The following is a 17,834-nucleotide window of genomic DNA, read 5'->3' as shown; positions in this document are numbered from 1 at the left end:
CTCTAATTACCGCCGGATCGCCCCGGCGATGACGCCGCCGATCAGGGAGAGAAGACCCTGGTAGACGAACGCCATCACGATGATGACGAGCGACGTCCCGAGGCCCGCGATGAACCCGAACGCCCCGAGGAGAACCGTGCCGCCGACGAGGAGCAGTACCGCGATGACGATGGCACCGAGGATGCCGGCAAACAGCCCGGCCTTTGCACCGTTCCCTATCCCGCCCCTGACCATCCAGCCGGCGACGAACCCGCCGATCAGCGGTCCGATGACCGGCAGCAGGAAGCCGAGAATAAGCCCCACGAGCCACCCGACGATGACTCCAGTCCAGAAGTTATCCGCCATAACCTTTCATCACCGCCGGGAATTCGGGAACGTGGTATATAAGTGTTGGGGCGGGTGACCGGTTACGGGCGGATCCGGGTTCCGGCCCGTCCGGCAAGCGCCGTCGATGCCTCTTCAAGCGATGCGATGATCGCCCGCTCCCCTCCGGCCTCGAGGAACCCGACGGCCGCCTCGATCTTCGGCCCCATCGTCCCGGGAGGGAACTGCCCCGCCGCGAGGTGGCTCCGTGCTTCGCGGACCGTCATCTCGCCGATCTCCTGCCGGTCCGGCCGCCCGTAGTTCAGGGCAACACGCTCGACGTCGGTCAGGATCAGGAGGTCTTCTGCACCGACGAGCCGGGCGAGGATCGCCGCGGTGTAGTCCTTGTCCACGACCGCCTCGACGCCCCGGAGGGCGCCTCGACCGTCCGAGACCACCGGGACGCCGCCCCCGCCCGCGGCGATCACGATAGCCCCGGCGGAGACGAGCCGGACTATCGCCCGCTCCTCCACGAGGGCGATCGGGCGCGGCGAGGGGACGACACGCCGGTAGCCCTGCCCCGGGATCCGGACCATCCGCCAGCCCTTCTCCTCCTGCAGCTTCTTCGCCTGCATCGGCGTGTAGAACGGGCCGATGGGTTTTTCCGGGCTTTCAAAAGCAGGATCGTCGCCGTCAACCAGGGTCTGGGTGAGCACCGTAGCGACCGGACGGTCGAGCCCGGCCTCCCGGAGCGCCTCCTGCAGCGACTGCTGGAGCATGTAGCCGATCATCCCCTGGCTCTCCGCCCCGCAGACGTCGAGCGGCATCGGCGGGAGGATCTCCTTCGCGAGCTCGTTCCGGAGGAGGATGTCTCCCACCTGGGGCCCGTTCCCGTGGGTGACGGCGACGGCGTAGCCTTCGGCTGCGATCTCTGCGATGTGGCGCGACGCCTTCCGGACGTTTTCGAACTGATCCTCGGCCGTGCCCGTCTCCCGGTGCTGCAGGATGGCGTTGCCGCCGAGCGCGATCACCACAATGTTCCCCGGCACCCCGTCACCCCCGCTCCAGCGTGCAGGTCATGCAGTGGGGGCCACCGTAGCCCCCCGTCAGGTTCTCGAGGTGCAGCGGGCAGACCTCGATGCCGTGCCGGGAGAATTCCGGCTTGTGCGGAAAGACGTGCCCCCCGTTCTTTATCCGGCGATAGTCTTCCTCGGCGTGGCGTAAAAGCCGCCCGTAGCGCCGCGGGTCGCGGGCTGCCTTCCGCTCCAGGTTCGAGAGCACCGTCCGCATCACCCGTTCCCCTTCCACCGCGAGGATGCTCCCGTCCCGGACGCAGAGGACGTTTGCGGCATAAGAGAGTTGCTCCAGGATCGAGAGATCGATCACGGAGAACCCCTTCGACCGGATGTAGTCGTAGAGGGTCGTCGTCTCGCCGGACGGCTCGTAGCCACCGTCCGACCGGTGCCGGACCTCGACCTGCGCCCTCCGGAGGAGGAGCTCCGAGGCGAGCACCACCCCGCTTCCCGCGACGTTGAAGTAGGTGTCGAGGTGCATGTCGATCATCGGGTCGGGCCGGTCGCCCGGGATGAGCGGGTGGCCCGGCTGGTGAACGATGCCGATCTCGTCGAACCCCGGGGCGAAATTGAGAAACTGGAAGACGCCGTCACGGTTCGTCCGATCCCCGGTGCCGACGAGGGCGAACTCCCCCATCGGCATGAAATCGCCGCCCTCGAACGTCCCCGGCGCCTGCACCGTCCCGGCAATCGGGATGCCGAGGATCTCCCAGAGGAACCGGGTGATCTCGGGCTCCCGGGCCCGCTGCCGCTTTGCCGGCCGGCCGACGACGAGACCGCGGGCGGTCGCCGCCTGCTGGTCGCGCATGAAATAGAGGTTTGCAAGAGGCGTCTGCTCGAGGATATGGACGTCCACCCCGCCGCCGGAACCCCCCCTGCCCACGTCGATGACCGGATTCAGGAGCAGGAGAGTGAAGAAGTGCAGCGAGTCCAGGGCATCGGCGTTCTGCTCCATGCTCCGCCGGGCCTCTGCCACCTCCCTCCTGCCCCCCCGGACGGCGACGGTCTCGTGCGCCCAGTCGACGAGCCGCCGACGCACCGCCGGGTCGCGATCGGCTGCATCGAGAACCGTCTCTTTGAGCCGGAGCACCCGAACCCCGAACTCGTCCCGGAGCGTGCGCTGGAGAGTGTCGTGCTCGCGCCGCGCCTCGTAGCGGCTGAACGCCCGTTCGTAGAGCGCTGCATACGGCTCAAGCAGCCCGAAGAACATCTCGATCCCCGGCCGGTGAACGACCACCGTCCGGAGCCGCTCCCACTCCGCCCGCACTCCCGTCGCCATCCGGCTCATTTCTCCCCCCGGAGAGCGGCGAAGAAGTAAGCGATCATCACCCCGACCGCCGTCGCCGCCGCGAGCGCCCAGTTCACCCGGCCGCCGAGGGTGAAACTGATGCCGGCGAAGACGGCGAACGCGAGCATGCCGTAGAGAAGGAGTTTTGCATACCGATGCATCGGAAGAGTCTCCTCTCCCGGAGAACGGATAAACCTGTCGCGGGCCGGGTCCCGGATCCGGAAACCGGAGCAAAAAACCCGGTGTTTGGGTTTCGCAAGCGGCCATACCCGGCCGGCCGGGAAACAAAACCACAAAAATTATCTTTGGGGGAAACAACCAACACTCAACCCTATCCGGCACAGGGAGGTGTTCATGTGAGGATCAGACGGTATAAACCCCCTATCTCGACGACCGCGAAACCGTTCAGAGTGGTGCGGAGACTGCAACGCAACCCTACCTACACCCCGATCAGGATCGGTCCGGTGATGAACGCCGCCGTGCTCGCGGCCCTCTCGGCGACGTCCTCAATGTCGGGACTGACCATCGGGGCCTGTATGCGCCTCGCAGGCTTCTAAAAGAGACAAATTCATTAAAACCGTTTTTTGGAGGGTGTCACAGCCCGAGGATGTCCATCACCCGAAACCCGAAGAGCACCATCCCCGTCCGCAACACCCCGAGGAGGTTGTTTCCTTCGACCGTAGCCGTGCCGTTCCGCATCGCCGCCCTGAAGGTGTCGAACGGCCGGTCGGAGACCATGACCTCCTCCACCGTCGCAACGTCGGTGGTCACCGTGGCGATCGGATCCGGGAAGCCCTTTGCGTCGAACTGGATGACTTTTTTGTCGTGAAACGTGATACCGATGACCAGCACGCCGTCGGGAGACGTGACGTAGAGGTTGACCTTCTCGTCCGCAAACGGCCCGGTCACCCACCCCGGCAGCCGGTCGGCATACTCGTTGTAGGTCAGGGTATACTCCCGCATCGCGAAGAGGAGCTTCACTTCCGCGGGGGTCAGGTCGGCGTTCTCGACCACGAGTCCCCCCGCCGGGGCGGTGAGAGCCAGCGCCGCGAGGAGAAGGACGAAGATCGTCCGGAGGCGCGGGGTCACCGTCCTCCTCCCGCCCGCTCTTCGCGCTCCGGTGCGCCGGCCCGGGGAGCAGTGCTGTACGCGGAACGGGCCCGCTCGTCGCCTTTATAGGTCAGCAAATTGCTGCCGCACATGCCGTCTCCGAGGATGGATGGCTGGTTCTGGTATTTCAGGATATCCATCCGGTCCGGCTGCCGGAGGGGTCCGGGATGCATTTGCCGCCCCGGGCAGTATCCCGGAGACACGGCGGGGAGAGGTGAGGATGATTTGCGCGAGTCCACGGGCGGGCTCACGCATCCCGGAAGGGAAAAGGAGATATGGCGGCACCGTGCATGGAGTGTCAAGGCGCGGGAGCGGATGGCGATCGATGGGTGGGGACGATATCATCGAGGTACGCGACCTCGAACATGCGTTCGGCAACTTCACCGCGGTTCGCGGCATCAGTTTCACCGTCAAAAAGGGCGAAATCTTCTCTTTTCTCGGCCCGAACGGCGCCGGCAAGAGCACCACCATCAACATCCTGACGACCCTCCTCCCCCTCCAGAAGGGCACGGTGCGGGTGGCCGGTTACGACGTCGCACGGGAGCCCGGGAAGGTCCGGGAGGCGATCGGGATCGTTTTCCAGGAGGACGTGCTCGATCGCGACCTCACTGTTGGGGAGACGATGGAGTTCCACGGCCGGCTCTACGGCATCCCCCGGGAAGAACGGCGGCGGCGTATCGACGACCTGCTCCGGATCGTCGAGCTTGACTCCAAACGGGACGAACGGACGAAGAACCTCTCCGGGGGTATGAAACGACGGCTCCAGATCGCACGCGGCCTGATGACCCAGCCGGAGGTGCTCTTCCTGGACGAGCCGACGCAGGGACTCGACCCCCAGACACGGATGCGGATCTGGGACTATATCCGGCAGGTGAACGGGGCCGGGACGACGATATTTTTAACGACGCACTACATGGAGGAGGCCGATATGCTCTCCGACCGGATCAGCATCATCGACCACGGCAGGCTCGTCGTCTCCGGAACCCCGGCCGGACTGAAGAACGCCCTCGGCGAGGACGTCGTCTACCTGGAGACCGAAGACGACGGGAAGGCCAGGGACGCCCTTTCTGGGATCGAAGAGATCCGGTCGGTCACGGAGTCGCCCCGCGGCCTCTCGGTCACGATCTCGGCCGACGGGAGCCACTGCCTCCCGCGAATCATAGAGCGGGTGCGCGGCGCCGGGATCGGGATCTCGAACGTGAACCTGAAAAAGCCGACGATGGACGACGTCTTCGTCCACTACACGGGGAGAGAACTGCGCGATACGGGGGCGTGAACGGATGGCATGGGGGTTCCTTACCGTCTACTGGCGGGAGATGATCAGGTACGTCAGGTTCAGGACGCAGCTCTTCTCGTCGCTTCTGCAGCCGGCGCTCTGGATGGCCTTCTTCGGCATCGCGATGTCCTCGAACTTCGACCGGTTCACGTCGTCGATCCCGGCCCCTGCGGGAGTCATCCCCCTCGACTACCTCACCTTCATGGCCGCCGGGGTGATCGCGATGACGACCCTCTTTACGAGTCTTTTTGGAGGGATGAGCCTCCTCTTCGATAAGAACTGGGGGCTGATGCGGGAGATGCTTGCAAGCCCCATGCCCCGGACGCACATCATGCTCGGGGTCAGCCTCTCGGGGATGACGAAGTCGTTCATCCAGGCGTCCATCATCATGGGCTTCGGCCTCCTCCTCGGGGTGCAGTTCTTCCCGGGGTATTCCGCCGCCCGGATCGCTCTCTCGATCCTCGGGATATTCGCGTTCGTCGGCGCCTTCTCGCTCGGGTTCCTCCTCTTCTCCTCCACCATCTCGATGCGCCTCGAAAGCCCAGAAGGGCTGCAGGGAATCATCACGCTCCTCACCCTGCCGCTCTTCTTCGTCTCGAACGCCCTCTACCCGATCCAGGCGTTCCCGGCGTTTTTGCAGACGCTCTCGATCTTCAATCCGCTGACCCACCTGGTCAACGGAATCCGCTACTTCGCTCTCGGAGGGGATTTCTTCGCCGTCGGCGCCCGCTACACCACCTCCACGGTCGACGTCCTCGGATCGTTCGCGTACCTGGCCGTCTTTGCGGCGGTGATGTACCTCCTTGCCCGGCGGACGTTTGAGAGGGCGGTCGTGACGTAAGGGCCCTGTCGAAATGCTTTCCACAACCTCCGGATAACACTCGGTTGCCGATAGAGGCGGGTGATGTGGGTCTCACGCGAAGGCGCGAAGGCGCGAAGGGAGACTGTCAATACCCATCCAGACTTCGCGTTCTTCGCGTGCGTCGGCATGGATTATCCGGAGATGATTCGTCCTCCGGGAGAGGGTTTCAGCAAAGCCGACATAAGGGTAATCTCCTATGAAGCCGAGAGGATGAGCATGCGGGGAACCGTATACGCGGTGCTGGCCCTCGCCGTCCTCACCACCGCTCTCGCCGGATGCACCGGGGTGCCGGGCGTCGAGCAGACGGAGCAGTTCGACCGGACGGTCGCGGTGGAGCCGGAGAGCGATCTCGTCGTGATCAATCACAACGGGAACGTCGCCGTGAACGTCCGCGAGGGAGAGGACGTCGGCATCACGGCGGTCAAGCGATCCGCCTACGGCCGGGGCGAACTCAACAGGGTCGGAATCGAGGTGACGGAGGGCGATCCCCTCAGGGTAGAGACGGTGCACACCGGGTTCAACCCGCAGGTGAGTGTCGACTACACGATATCTCTGCCCCCGACCGTCGTCCTGCAGCGGGTCGAGAGTTCGAACGGCAGGATCGAACTCTCGGGAGTGCGGGTGGACGAGACGGTGATCCGGACTTCAAACGGCCGGGTGATCGTCGACGGCGCGCCCGGCGGCGATCTCACGGCAACCTCCTCGAACGGCCGGATCGAGATCCGCGGGGCCGAAGGATACGTCACCGCGACGACCAGCAACGCCGGCATCACCGTAGAGGACTGCGGGGGCATTGCAGGTCTCGCGACCTCGAACGGAGCAATATCCGCCGAAATTTCAGCCATCCGGGGAGACGTGACGGTATCGTCGAGCAACGCCGGCATCACGATCCGGTTCGCAGAAGATCTGGACGCCCGGGTGGTCGCCACCACCTCGAACGGCAGGATAGCGGTTCACGATCTTCTGCTCCAGCTCGGAGAGTCGACGGGAACCTCGGTCTCGGGAACGCTCGGCAGCGGAGGGCCGACCGTCACCGTCAAAACCTCGAACGCCGGCATCGACCTCTTCGGGCCCTGACCGGCGCACCCCCCGTAACCTTTTATTTGCCCGGGACAAATCTTCGAACATCCGATGATCCGCCATGACACATCTTCTGTCCTTTACCGTTGAGGGGATAACCTGCGCTCTCCCTCTTGCCGAGACCCGGCAGGTTATCGGCATGGTGGAACTCCGGCCGGAGACCGGGAGCCGCCGCGGGGGAGCGGGGACCATGAACCTGCACGGCAGAACCGTCCCGGTCTACTCGCTCCGGAGACTTCTCGGGCTCGCCGACCGCCCTCCTCTCCCCACCGACGTCCTCATCATCGCGTACCCCTCCCGGGAATGCGTGGCGCTCTGGGCGGACCGGGTGCGCGGGGTGCAGGAGAGCCCGGCCGAACTACCGCCCGAAACCGACGGCACCTCTCCTCCCGGCATGCTGCTGACCGAAGACGGGGAGATCATCATCTACGATCTCGACGCGTTCCTTGCAGCGGAAGAGGCCGCGCAGTACCCTCTGCCGGCCGGAACCGGGGAGTTGACGCCGCCTTACGACGCCGGAAAGGCCGGTGAGATCCTCGCAGAACGGGCGCGGGCGTTCGCGCGGCCGGAAGAGGAGACAGGCGGCGAGACCCCGTTCACGGAACTCCTCACGTTCAGGCTCGCGGACCAGGAGTACGCCATCAAAACGCAGTACATCCGCGAAGTCTTCATCATGCACGAGATCACCCCGGTTCCCGGAGTGCCCGGCTTCATCGCCGGGATCTGTGCCGTCAGGGGAGAGATCATCTCCGTCGTCGATCTCCGCGCGCTCTTCTCGATCCCGAAGCGCGGCCTGACCGACCTCAACCGGGTCATCGTTCTCTCCGACGGGACGGTAACCTTCGGAATTCTTGCGGACTACATCACGGACATCTACATCAGGCCGACCGATCAGTTCTCCCCCGTAGAGCCTGAAACGACCCCCATCGAACAGCGGTACCTTCTGGGCGTCACGGACGGATCGGTGCTCGTCCTCGATGCGGCGGCGATCCTCGCCGACCCCGCACTGGTGATAGACCAGACCAGAAAATAAGCGGTTTTATCCGCCCATTATGGGTAACGAGAGCCCTGGGACGTTATTCATAGGACAGATCATTATTTAACCCCGGGTGTGCATCAATCTATTAAGTCGTCGTAAAAGAGCGAGTGGAACGGAAGTAACATGTTCACATTTTTTTCAGACATGAAAGTCGGGACGAAGATCCTCGTCATCTGCCTATTTCTGGCGATCATCCCGACGCTTATGCTCGGCATAGTGGCGTATACCAGCTCGAGCGGTGTGATCAACGAGCAGATCGAGACGCTGCTCGAGACGCAGGTACACGACGCGCGGGGGTGGACCAACGACGTCTACAAACTCACGCGCAATAAGGTGAACAGCGACCTCAACGTGCTCCACGAGAACTTTTACGCCCGGGGCACTCCGGAGATCATCGACGGCAAACTGGCCCTGGTGGACGGCACCGGCAACCCGTATATCATCAACGACAACTTCGAGATCGTCGACCAGGTCCAGTCGCTGGTCGGCGGCGCGGCGACGGTCTTCCAGGTCTACGACGACAATGCCGTCAGGATCTCCACAAACGTCATCGGGACCGACGGGACGAGGGCGGTCGGGACGGAGCTGACCCAGAACGTCTACGACGTCGTGGTGAACCAGGGGGAGACCTACTACGGAAGCAGGGACCTCTTCGGCAAGCGCTACGTCACCGCGTACGAGCCGATAAAAGACAGCCGGGGAAACATCGTCGGCGTTCTCTTCGTCGGAACGGAGGAGCAGGAGACGCTCGACGTCGTCAAGTCGAGCCTTAAAGAGACGGTCATCGGCAGACACGGCTACATGTTCGTTGTCGACAGCAACGGCCAGCTGCTCGTGCACCCCTCCCGGGAAGGGGAGAACACGGCCGACGAGGAGTATATTCAGGAGATGATCGAGAATAAGGTCGGCATCATCCGCCACCAGGTCGACGGGACGGATATCATCGATGCCTACACCTACTACGAACCGCTCGACTGGCACATCGTCTCGCGTGCCGAACTCTCCGACTTCACCGGGCCGATAGACACCATCAGGAACACGATCGTCGTCGTCGTCCTCGCATCCATCGCCATCGGCGTCGCGATCGCCATCCTCTTCGGCCGCTCGATCTCCGATCCCCTGCAGCAGGTCGTGCTGATGCTCAAAGAGCTCCGCAGCGGGCACCTCTCCGCCCGGCTCAACATCAGGCGGCAGGACGAGATCGGCGTCATGGCCAAAACGATGGACGAGTTCGCCGGCGATCTCCAGACGAACGTCGTCGGGAACCTCAAAAAGATCGCTCTCGGCGAGTACGTCCAGGAGTTCCCGGTCGCCGACGAGGGCGACGAGATCCGGCCCGCGCTCGCGATGATGGTCCAGTCGCTCGACCACCTCCACAAGGAGACGCTCAAACTCACCGACGCCGCCCGTGCAGGCGATCTCTCCATCCGCGGGGATGAGAAGGCGTTCCGCGGCGGCTACCGGATGATCATCGCCGGGTTCAACAAGACCCTCGAGTCGATCACCGAGCCGGTGAACGAAGCGATGCGGCTTGCGCGATTCTACGCTTCCGGCGACTTCACCGCCCGGTTCGACGAGAAGATCCCGGTCGCCGGGGAGTTCGTCGCCTACCGCGACGCCCTCAACACCATCGGAATCGAACTCTCGCGGCTGATGAAACTGATCAGCGAGGAACTCTACGAGGGCGTCTCGGTTCTCTCGCTCGCTTCAAACGAGATCCTGGCGGTCACGAGCCAGCTCGCCGCAGCCAGTTCCCAGACGGCCGCGACGGTGAACGAGACCTCGGACTCGGTCGAGAGCGTCAGGAAGAAGACCGAACTCGTGAACCTGAAGACGAAAGGTGTCTCGGAGAAGGCCATGCGGGCGCTGGAGGTCTCGAAGGGCGGCCAGAAGTCCGTGCGCGAGACCCTCGAAGGTATGAACCAGATCCAGCGGCAGATGGATATCGTCCGGATGAGCGTCATCCGGCTCTCCGAGCAGAGCCAGGCCGTCGGCGAGATCATCGCGACCGTGAACGACATCTCCGAGCAGTCCAACCTGCTTGCGGTAAACGCTTCCATCGAAGCCGCGAAGGTCGGGGAGTTCGGGAAAGGGTTCGCCGTCGTCGCAAACGAGATCCACAACCTTGCCGAACAGTCGAAGAAAGCGACCTCGAACATCCGGGCGATCCTCACCGACATCCAGCAGGGGGTCTCCTCGACCGCGGCCTCGACCGAACAGGGGATACGATCCGTCGCGGATGCGGCCCAGCTGACGAGCAACGCACAGGAGGTTATCGAGGTGCTCGCCCAGTCGATAGCGGACACCTCGCAGGAGGTCATCGAGATCGCCACCTCGATCCAGACGCAGGCCTCAGGAATAGACCAGATCTCGCGCGCGATGGAGAATATCCGGGACGCGGCGCAGAAGAACCTCGAAACCACTCATAAGGCGGAGAAGACCGCCGAGGACCTGCACGAGCTCGGTGCCCGCTTGAAGAGGATCACCCAGCAGTACCGGGTCTAGCACGACCTTCCATGACCGGACCGGACGACGTATTTCGTGCCCGTCTCCTCGAGACGTTCCGCGAGGAGGCGGACGAGTACCTTGAAGCAATCACCGAGGGGCTGATCACGCTCGAGAAGGCCGGGCCGACGCCCGACCTGGTCGAGCGGGTTTACCGGACGGTCCACAGCCTGAAAGGAGCGTCGCGCGCGGTCAACCTCCGGGAGATCGAGTCGATCTGCCAGAACCTCGAGACTGTCTTCTCCCTCGTGAAGCGGGGCGAGTACGTTCCGGGAGTGGACGACTTCGACCTCTTCCACCGGACGATTGCGGTAATCAGGAGCCTTCTCCGGAGAGAGAGGCCCGACGCCTCGCCGGCGGAGATCAACGGGGCGCTCCGGGCCATCCCCGGCTGGAAGGAGACGGCCGGGATCGGTTCTCCGGGAGTGCCCCGGGCCGAACCGGGTCCGGCCTCCCGGGAGAACCACGCTTACGATGCGCCAGGAGGTTATAGCAGCAGCGAGCAGGGAGCTGACCGGGGCACGGTCCGGATTGCCGCCCACAAACTCGACAAACTCACCGCCGGAGCCGACAGTCTCCTCACGACCCGGCTCTTCATCACGCAGCGGATACGCGAGCTCGAGGAGATGATGACCCGTTTCTCTCTCTGGCAGTGGAACCACTCCCAGGCGTTCAACGACCTGCAGATGATCCACAGGAGGGCCTTCGGGGAAGAGAAGGCAGCGATTCCTCCCGATCTCGTTCTGCCGCTCCAGCGGGCGGTCGGATTCCAGGAGTACAACCGCGAGTTCGTGACCAACCTGCAACACGATCTCGCCACCCACCTGCGTTCCATGGAGTTCGACCGGTCGGCGCTCGAGACGAGCACCTCCGAGATATCCGACCTTATTCACGACGCCGCACTGCTCCCGGCTTCGACCATACTTATCCCGTTCTCCGCGTTCGTAAGAGAGTTCTCCCGCACCTCGGGGAAATCGGTCGACCTCACGATCGAGGGCGGGGAGATCGAAGTCGACCGCCGTATCCTCGATGCGTTGAAAGACCCCATCATGCACCTCATCAGGAACAGCATCGATCACGGCATCGAGAGCCCGGAGGCCAGGAGAGCCCGGCAAAAATCTCCCACGGGCTCCGTGCGGATCCGGGTCTTCCCCCGGTCGGGGAGCAGGGTCGGCATCGAGGTGGCCGACGACGGCGCCGGCATCGACAGCAGCGCGATCCGGAGAACCGCCGTCGAAAACGGGGTGATCACGGCCGAAGAGGACGCAACCCTCACCGACAGCGAGGCGATCTGGCTCATCTTCCGGTCGGGGATGACCACGAGCCGGATCGTCACCGACCTCTCGGGGAGAGGGCTCGGGCTTGCAATCGTGGAAGACACCGTCTCCCGTCTCGGGGGGGAGGTGACGGTCTCCTCGGCCGTCGGCAGGGGGACGGCGGTCACCCTGACCGTCCCGGTGAGTATGGCCACCCTCCGCGGGCTGCTCGTCCGCTCCGAGCGGCAGGTCTACGTCCTCCCGATGCAGCAGGTGAAGCAGGTTCTCCGGGTTCGCCCGGACTCCCTGGCCGTCTCCAGGGGCCGGCCGACGATCCTTCTATCGGGAGAGGCGATCGAGGTCATCCGGCTCACCGACGCCCTGGGCATCCACCCGTCCAGTCCCCACACGGAGGAGGAGCGACCGAAACCCCTCGTCATCATCGCATACGGGGCCGGGCAGATCGCGTGTCTGGTCGACGAAGTGATCCGGGTGCAGGAGATCGTCGTCCGGCCGCTCGGCAGCCAGCTCACCTCCGTGCGACGGATCGACGGGGCCGTGATCCTCGGGGACGGACGCCTGGCACTCGTGCTCGATCCCCTCGAACTGATCCAGGACGCGATGCAGACGGAGCGGTCGGTATCGGCATCCACACTCCCACAGGAGGCGGATCGGCGGGTCATGGTCGTTGAGGACTCGGTTACGTCGCGTGCCCTGCTGCAGGCGGTTCTCGAGGGGGCCGGATATCAGGTGGAGACCGCTGCCAACGGGATCGACGCATTCGCAAGGCTTAAGCAGCATGAGTTTGATATGGTCGTTTCAGATGTTGATATGCCTCGGATGAACGGTTTTACGCTCACTGAGAAGATACGGGCCGAAGGTGGGCAGCTTGCCGGGATCCGGGTGGTGCTGGTCACTTCGCTCGATTCGCCCGAAGACCGGGAACGGGGAAAGGCGGTCGGGGCGGATGCATATATCGTCAAGAAGAGCTTCGAGGCAGAAGAATTTCTCAGGATAATCCGGCGCCTGATGCGTCGCCGCGACGGAGAGATCCAGGAGCGATGATATGGAAGGAAAGCACGAAGGAGGAACGAAACTGAGCGTTCTGGTGGTAGAGGATAGCAGGACGCAGGCCGAATTCATCCGCCACGTTCTTGAGACGGAGGGATACGACGTCACCCTGGCCGCCGACGGCACCGAGGCGATACGGCGGATGGAGGCCGGTATGCCCGATATCGTCCTGACCGACATCATGATGCCCGGGATGGACGGGTACGATCTCTGTCGCCGGGTCAAGCGGGATTTCCCGGATATGCCCGTTATTCTGGTCACCAACCTCTTCGATCCCGCCGACGTGCTGAAAGGACTTGCATCGGGCGCGGACAGTTTCATCGTCAAACCCGTCGACCCGGAACATGTCCGTTCCCAGATCGAGGCCGTCATGCGGACGCGGGAGATGCCCGAACCCAAAGATTCTCCCGCCCAACTGGAGATCCCCTTCGCCGGCAGCACCTATACCATCGCCGCAGGCCGGCTCAAGATTTTAAACACCCTGCTTTCGACGTATACCGTCGCGGTGACGAAGAACACCGAACTCCAGGAGGCGCAGGAGCAGCTGCACTCCTTGAACGAACAACTCCAGGAAGCCGTCGCGGATCTCTCGCGCAGCAACGAGAGCCTTGCCGCCGAAAACCAGGAACGGCGACGCGTGGAGAAAGCGCTTGCGGAAGCCAACAGGAAACTCCAGCTCATGGCAAGCATCACCCGCCATGACCTCTTGAACCAGCTCGCGGCGCTCTGGGGGTATCTCGACCTGGCCCAGGTAATGCGCGAGCGGGAACCGGCAAACGCATGGCGCCACGTCGAGAGCGCTGCCGAGATGGTCAACCGGATCAACAACACCGTCCGGTTCACGGCCGAATACCAGAAGGTGGGGGCAACGGCTCCAACCTGGCAGGAGATCAGGTCGCTCGTGGGGCGGTCGGAGAAATACGTCTCGACAGGCAAGGTAACCCTTGAGAACGCCATTCCGGCGGGGGTGGAGATATTCGCCGATCCGCTCATCGAGAAGGTGTTCTCGAACCTCATCGAGAACGCGCTGCGTTACGGGGAGACGGTCACCACCATCACCTTCAGCCTCAGGCAGGATGGAGAGACCTACACCATCCTCTGTGAGGACGACGGCGTGGGAGTTCCAGCCGGCGATAAGGAGAAGATATTCACCTACGCGCACGGCATGAATACCGGACTCGGCCTCTTCCTCGCTCGGGAGATCCTGGCCATCACCGGGATCACCATCCAGGAAACGGGAATCCCCGGGAGCGGAGCCCGATTCGAACTTCTCTGCCCGGCAAAAGTGATCCGTGCTCCCGACCGGCAGACCGGATGAACCGAGATCATAACCGCAGGCTCCCCTCATGAACGTCACCGACATTCAGACCACGTTCGTATCCGATACGCGAAACCGCATCGCCATCATCGCCGGGCTAGCCGTGCTGACCCTCGGCGGGAACCTGCTTGCCATGGTCCTCGGCGCACCGGAAGGGCTTCTCCCCCTTCCTTCCCTCCCGCTCACCATCCCGATCATCCTCGCGAGTTACTGGTACCCGCGGCGGGGCATCCTCTTCTCCGTCTGCTTCGCATCCATCTACGCCGTCACGACCTACTTCCTCTCCCCGCCGGCCCCCCTGCTGGCTTACGCCATCCTTCCCCGTGCGATCCTCCTCGTCCTCATCGGCGGCGTGGTTGCGTTCCTCGCAACGAAACTCCGTGAGTCCGAGCAGCAGATGAACCAGATCATCGAGTTCCTGCCCGACGCGACCTTCGCCATCGACCGCGAGGGGAAGGTCATCGCCTGGAACCGCGCGATCGAGGAGATGACCGGGGTGAAGAAAGAGGCCATGCTCGGCCGGGGGGACTACGAGTACGCCGTGCCCTTCTACGGCGAGGCGCGGCCGCTGCTTGCGGACCGGATCCTCCAGGGCGATCCCGAGGCAGGGTATCCGTCGGTCAGGAGGAGCGGCGACGTCCTTGTCGCGGAGATCCACACCCCTCTGCTCAGGGGCGGACGGGGAGCGCACATCAGGTTCGCGGCGACCGCGCTTCTCGACCGGAGCGGACGTGTCACCGGGGCGATCGAGTCCATCCGGGACGTCAGCGACGAGGTCATGACGGAGGCCGCGCTGCAGAACGCCGGCCGCCAGCTCAACACCCTTACGGGGATCCTGCGCACCGACCTCGCGAACCGGCTTGCGGTCCTGTACGGGCATCTCTCGGTGGGCGTGATGAAGTTCGACGATCCCGAGATCCTCTCCTTCATCGACGACCTGAACGATGCCGCAAACGGGATCCGGCGACAGATCGAGATCTCCCGCGAGTTCCGGGATCTCGGGACGTCGCCGCCGGCATGGATCCCCGTGCAGCAGGCCATCGGGAAGGCAGCCGCCACCCTCTCCTTCGGGGACGTCTCCCTCGATCCGTGGACGGAGCGGCTTGAGATCTTCGCTGACCCCCATCTCGCGACGGTCTTCACGCACCTCTTCGAGAACTCGCTCGCTCCGGGGGCGAAAGCGAGCAGGATCGTCGTCACCTACCAGTTGCGCCCGGAGGGGTGTGCAATCATCGTCGAGGACGACGGGACCGGCATCCCCGACGCGGAGAAAGAAGATCTCTTTGCGCAGAAGGCGGAAAGCTACGGGCACGGGCTCTTCCTCGCCCACGAAATACTTGCCATCACCGGGATCGCGATCCGCGAGACCGGGACGTTCGGGACGGGGGCGAAATTCGAGATCCTGGTGCCGTCCGAGGGTTACAGGATCGTCTGAGGTGAAGGGAATGATAACCGCTGTTCTTCCGGAACTGGACACGAAATCGACCGGAATCCGAACGGAGGTCCGTGAACTGACAAGCGCGGAGTTCTCCGCCGCGGACGAGGTCTGGCGCGAGTACCACGGCACGGCCGGCGATCCCGGACGGGATCGGATCTTCGCGACCTTCCTTGCAGGGCAGATCGTCTCTCTCGCCCGGTGCAGGAGGCATCCCGGCGGCCTGGAGGTCGACGGCGTCTTCACCCCCGAGGGCTGCCGCAACAAGGGGTATGCCCGCACGACGATGGCCGCTCTGGTCACCGCCTGCCACAACGACGACCTCCATATGTACGCGGTCGAGAGCCTCGCCGGGTTTTACTCGGAGTTCGGGTTCATCTCGATACCGGAACGCAACCTCCCTCCCCGAATCCGGGAGCGTTACACCTGGGCCGCGGGGAACATGGAGGGCGCCGAAGTCCGGCCGATGTTCAGGAGAGCCGGGCTGTAACCCGGCACCTCGTGAACTTCCACCGCACTCGCACCTCCGGTGCTCAAGCTCCGTTCCCTTCGAGAAAAGGGAAGTCGACTGGTTGACCTTTTGAGAACGACCTCAGCCATTTCAGCGAAGTACTGAGACTGTATCGTTATCCCCGGCAAGTAATTCACGCGAAGAACGACATTCATCGCACCTAACGGTGCTCAAACTCCGTTCCTGACGAAACGTCGTAAGTCACACCTCCGGGGCCCAGGCTCCGGCCCTCTGGCCCGTCGCATTCGAAGATGCTTCGCATCTTCTCGAACTCCTGCCGTTCCGGCAGTCGCATCCTGCGGACAGTCGCCATTCGAAGATGCTTCGCATCTTCCTGCGGACAGTCGCCATTCGAAGATGCTTCGCATCTTCTCGAACTCCTGCCGTTCCGGAAGTCGCATCCTGCGGACAGTCGCCATTCGAAGATGCTTCGCATCTTCTCGAACTCCTGCCGTTCCGGAAGTCGCCACTCACGCCCCGCCGCCTTCCTCCTCGAAGTAGTGCAGCGCCTCGGGAACCTGTTCGCGAACCCGCCGCAGGAAGTGGTTCGCAAGGTCAGGGTCGGCCACCCAGAACGAGTGCTGCATCGCCCGCTCCGTCTCCTTGGAAAGCCCGCCTGCCCGGCCCATCTCCGCTCTTATGTCGTGGACGGCGTTCTCGACCTCCTCTTCGCTCTCCCATTTCAGCACCGATATCGTTCGTGCCATCGCTCTTCACCTCACGGCGCTGCCGTATGGGGGGAGGTTCTATTTCAGGTTAACCCCCCGGGAGGGTTGAAAAAAGTGGTCAGGCTTCTTCCTGATCGAGGAGCATCTTTTCGGCTTTCTCACTGGCGAGGGCGCTGTTCCCGGCAGGGTCCTCGAGGATGACCGTGAACGGGAAGGCCACCTCCCGTGCGGCGGCTATCGTCTCCATCATCCTGATTGCGGCCGCCCGCTCGTCTTCGCTCTCGGGGTTCGCGAGGATCGTCTCCACCGCCTGCTCGAAGCGGTAGAGAATTCCCTCGATATTGGTGACGAAACCCTCGCAGGCGGTGCCGGGTTCGACCGCGAGGCCGAGTTCCGGGATCTCGATCTTCCCCGTCGTGCTCCGCGCCACCCGGATGGCGAGGTCGCCGGGCTCCTCCACCCGCACCGTCCACCGGACCGGGTCGCCCTCCCCGAGGATGATGGTGTCGGTGTGCCGGTAGCCGCAGGCTTCGCAGGCGATGGAGACGAGCAGGAGGTCGGGAAAGTGGGGGATGTCAAGGCGGTGATGGACGATCCGGATCTCGCCCCCGCAGGCGGGACAGGTTCCCGGATGGGACTCCCGCACTAGAGGCCCCCGCCGATCTTCTCGCGGGAGACCTTGACGGACATCGGGGTGATGAGGACGTACTTCTGCTCCCCAAGGCCGACGATGTCGCCGTTCACGTCCTTTGCGACGTCGCGGAGGTCCTTCAAGACCCGCTCGAACGTCACCTTGTCCATCTTCAGCCGCCCGATATCGACGATGACGATATTGCCGTTATAGACCTCGTCTTTGACGCGCGGGGTATCTTTGAGGTCGGCGATGGTGGCGATCTTGATGTACATGGATGCCGGTTCTTCGTCGCTCGATCCCTCGTAGGAGGCGAGATCGAGTTCCATGTAGTCCTCTTCGTTTCTTGCCGGACTTTTGCCGAGGATGCTGTCAAAGAGTTTTTTAACCATAGAAAAATTGAGGAAT

19 protein-coding genes are annotated in these 17,834 nt (G+C 63.6%); 10 read left to right on the top strand and 9 right to left on the bottom strand.

All coding sequences use genetic code 11. The annotated features are described in order from the left end of the window. Positions 1–6: 6 nt before the first annotated feature. The 4 genes from SZ63_RS00260 to SZ63_RS12860 form a co-directional block, all read right to left on the bottom strand. Positions 7–345, bottom strand: a complete 339-nt coding sequence (locus SZ63_RS00260) for a DUF5518 domain-containing protein (protein ID WP_048179336.1) — start codon at positions 343–345, stop codon at positions 7–9. A gap of 62 nt (positions 346–407) precedes the next feature. Next, positions 408–1,352, bottom strand: coding sequence for a carbamate kinase (arcC, locus tag SZ63_RS00255; protein ID WP_048179332.1), 945 nt, complete (start codon positions 1,350–1,352; stop codon positions 408–410). 4 nt (positions 1,353–1,356) lie between these two features. Continuing rightward, positions 1,357–2,664, bottom strand: a complete 1,308-nt coding sequence (locus SZ63_RS00250; protein WP_241481199.1) for an arginine deiminase family protein — start codon at positions 2,662–2,664, stop codon at positions 1,357–1,359. Beyond that, positions 2,661–2,825 carry a hypothetical protein gene (locus tag SZ63_RS12860; RefSeq protein ID WP_156168314.1) on the bottom strand — a complete coding sequence of 55 codons (165 nt, stop codon included), beginning with the start codon at positions 2,823–2,825 and terminating at the stop codon, positions 2,661–2,663. Before SZ63_RS12860 ends, SZ63_RS00250 begins: the two co-directional genes overlap by 4 nt. Positions 2,826–3,020: 195 nt before the next feature. Here SZ63_RS12860 and SZ63_RS12855 point away from each other — a divergent pair, with 195 nt between their 5' ends. Beyond that, positions 3,021–3,221: a hypothetical protein gene (locus tag SZ63_RS12855; RefSeq protein WP_156168313.1), complete on the top strand. Its 201-nt coding sequence runs from the start codon at positions 3,021–3,023 to the stop codon at positions 3,219–3,221. Between the two features lie 37 nt (positions 3,222–3,258). Here SZ63_RS12855 and SZ63_RS00245 read toward each other — a convergent pair whose 3' ends face one another. Both SZ63_RS00245 and SZ63_RS00240 read right to left on the bottom strand, forming a co-directional pair. After that, complete coding sequence (locus SZ63_RS00245) at positions 3,259–3,753, bottom strand: hypothetical protein (protein WP_048179326.1); 495 nt, start codon at positions 3,751–3,753, stop codon at positions 3,259–3,261. Further along, positions 3,750–3,914, bottom strand: a complete 165-nt coding sequence (locus SZ63_RS00240; RefSeq protein WP_162199188.1) for a hypothetical protein — start codon at positions 3,912–3,914, stop codon at positions 3,750–3,752. The genes SZ63_RS00245 and SZ63_RS00240 overlap by 4 nt, the downstream gene beginning before the upstream one ends. A gap of 185 nt (positions 3,915–4,099) precedes the next feature. Here SZ63_RS00240 and SZ63_RS00235 point away from each other — a divergent pair, with 185 nt between their 5' ends. From SZ63_RS00235 to SZ63_RS00195, 9 genes are all read left to right on the top strand, one after another. Next, positions 4,100–5,050 (top strand): ATP-binding cassette domain-containing protein, encoded by a 951-nt coding sequence (locus SZ63_RS00235; protein WP_048179316.1) that lies wholly within the window; start codon positions 4,100–4,102, stop codon positions 5,048–5,050. Between the two features lie 4 nt (positions 5,051–5,054). Beyond that, positions 5,055–5,891: an ABC transporter permease gene (locus SZ63_RS00230; protein ID WP_048179310.1), complete on the top strand. Its 837-nt coding sequence runs from the start codon at positions 5,055–5,057 to the stop codon at positions 5,889–5,891. 237 nt (positions 5,892–6,128) lie between these two features. After that, complete coding sequence (locus tag SZ63_RS00225) at positions 6,129–6,989, top strand: DUF4097 family beta strand repeat-containing protein (RefSeq protein WP_048180683.1); 861 nt, start codon at positions 6,129–6,131, stop codon at positions 6,987–6,989. 64 nt (positions 6,990–7,053) lie between these two features. Beyond that, entirely contained in the window at positions 7,054–8,025 is a 972-nt protein-coding gene (locus tag SZ63_RS00220) for a chemotaxis protein CheW (protein WP_052959011.1), read from the top strand. A 150-nt stretch (positions 8,026–8,175) separates the two neighbouring features. Further along, a complete protein-coding gene (locus tag SZ63_RS00215; RefSeq protein WP_241481198.1) occupies positions 8,176–10,536 on the top strand; it encodes a methyl-accepting chemotaxis protein in 2,361 nt (786 codons plus the stop codon). 11 nt (positions 10,537–10,547) lie between these two features. Continuing rightward, complete coding sequence (locus tag SZ63_RS00210) at positions 10,548–12,857, top strand: hybrid sensor histidine kinase/response regulator (RefSeq protein WP_048179304.1); 2,310 nt, start codon at positions 10,548–10,550, stop codon at positions 12,855–12,857. A 1-nt stretch (position 12,858) separates the two neighbouring features. After that, positions 12,859–14,181 (top strand): response regulator, encoded by a 1,323-nt coding sequence (locus SZ63_RS00205; RefSeq protein WP_048179301.1) that lies wholly within the window; start codon positions 12,859–12,861, stop codon positions 14,179–14,181. 28 nt (positions 14,182–14,209) lie between these two features. After that, on the top strand, positions 14,210–15,616 hold the full coding sequence (locus SZ63_RS00200) for a PAS domain S-box protein (RefSeq protein WP_048179299.1): 1,407 nt from the start codon (positions 14,210–14,212) through the stop codon (positions 15,614–15,616). Between the two features lie 10 nt (positions 15,617–15,626). Next, positions 15,627–16,106, top strand: a complete 480-nt coding sequence (locus SZ63_RS00195) for a GNAT family N-acetyltransferase (RefSeq protein WP_048180677.1) — start codon at positions 15,627–15,629, stop codon at positions 16,104–16,106. 491 nt (positions 16,107–16,597) lie between these two features. Here the strand turns inward: SZ63_RS00195 and SZ63_RS00190 are convergent, their stop codons facing one another. The 3 genes from SZ63_RS00190 to SZ63_RS00180 all read right to left on the bottom strand — a co-directional run bounded on the left by SZ63_RS00190 (position 16,598) and on the right by SZ63_RS00180 (position 17,818). Beyond that, on the bottom strand, positions 16,598–16,834 hold the full coding sequence (locus SZ63_RS00190) for a hypothetical protein (RefSeq protein ID WP_048179296.1): 237 nt from the start codon (positions 16,832–16,834) through the stop codon (positions 16,598–16,600). A gap of 79 nt (positions 16,835–16,913) precedes the next feature. Then, positions 16,914–17,441: a ZPR1 zinc finger domain-containing protein gene (locus SZ63_RS00185; protein WP_048179294.1), complete on the bottom strand. Its 528-nt coding sequence runs from the start codon at positions 17,439–17,441 to the stop codon at positions 16,914–16,916. Continuing rightward, positions 17,441–17,818 (bottom strand): cell division protein SepF, encoded by a 378-nt coding sequence (locus SZ63_RS00180; protein WP_048179293.1) that lies wholly within the window; start codon positions 17,816–17,818, stop codon positions 17,441–17,443. The genes SZ63_RS00185 and SZ63_RS00180 overlap by 1 nt, the downstream gene beginning before the upstream one ends. Between the last annotated feature and the right edge of the window lie 16 nt (positions 17,819–17,834).

Source organism: Methanoculleus sediminis, from assembly GCF_001017125.1.
In the GTDB taxonomy this organism is placed as follows: Archaea; Halobacteriota; Methanomicrobia; order Methanomicrobiales; family Methanoculleaceae; genus Methanoculleus; species Methanoculleus sediminis.
The sequence above is the reverse complement of the archived record's forward strand: the minus strand, read 5'-3'. Positions and strand labels throughout refer to the sequence as shown.

Bases quoted from the DNA above. Each gene is read 5' to 3' on its own strand.
- SZ63_RS00205 (WP_048179301.1), top strand. From the start codon at position 12,859: ATGGAAGGAAAGCACGAAGGAGGAACGAAACTGAGCGTTCTGGTGGTA.
- SZ63_RS00235 (WP_048179316.1), top strand. From the start codon at position 4,100: ATGGGTGGGGACGATATCATCGAGGTACGCGACCTCGAACATGCGTTC.
- SZ63_RS12860 (WP_156168314.1), bottom strand. From the start codon at position 2,825: ATGCATCGGTATGCAAAACTCCTTCTCTACGGCATGCTCGCGTTCGCC.
- SZ63_RS00190 (WP_048179296.1), bottom strand. From the start codon at position 16,834: ATGGCACGAACGATATCGGTGCTGAAATGGGAGAGCGAAGAGGAGGTC.
- SZ63_RS00215 (WP_241481198.1), top strand. From the start codon at position 8,176: ATGAAAGTCGGGACGAAGATCCTCGTCATCTGCCTATTTCTGGCGATC.
- SZ63_RS00230 (WP_048179310.1), top strand. From the start codon at position 5,055: ATGGCATGGGGGTTCCTTACCGTCTACTGGCGGGAGATGATCAGGTAC.
- SZ63_RS00195 (WP_048180677.1), top strand. From the start codon at position 15,627: ATGATAACCGCTGTTCTTCCGGAACTGGACACGAAATCGACCGGAATC.
- SZ63_RS00260 (WP_048179336.1), bottom strand. From the start codon at position 345: ATGGCGGATAACTTCTGGACTGGAGTCATCGTCGGGTGGCTCGTGGGG.
- SZ63_RS00250 (WP_241481199.1), bottom strand. From the start codon at position 2,664: ATGAGCCGGATGGCGACGGGAGTGCGGGCGGAGTGGGAGCGGCTCCGG.
- SZ63_RS00220 (WP_052959011.1), top strand. From the start codon at position 7,054: ATGACACATCTTCTGTCCTTTACCGTTGAGGGGATAACCTGCGCTCTC.
- SZ63_RS00200 (WP_048179299.1), top strand. From the start codon at position 14,210: ATGAACGTCACCGACATTCAGACCACGTTCGTATCCGATACGCGAAAC.
- SZ63_RS00225 (WP_048180683.1), top strand. From the start codon at position 6,129: ATGCGGGGAACCGTATACGCGGTGCTGGCCCTCGCCGTCCTCACCACC.
- SZ63_RS00240 (WP_162199188.1), bottom strand. From the start codon at position 3,914: ATGGATATCCTGAAATACCAGAACCAGCCATCCATCCTCGGAGACGGC.
- SZ63_RS00210 (WP_048179304.1), top strand. From the start codon at position 10,548: ATGACCGGACCGGACGACGTATTTCGTGCCCGTCTCCTCGAGACGTTC.
- SZ63_RS00180 (WP_048179293.1), bottom strand. From the start codon at position 17,818: ATGGTTAAAAAACTCTTTGACAGCATCCTCGGCAAAAGTCCGGCAAGA.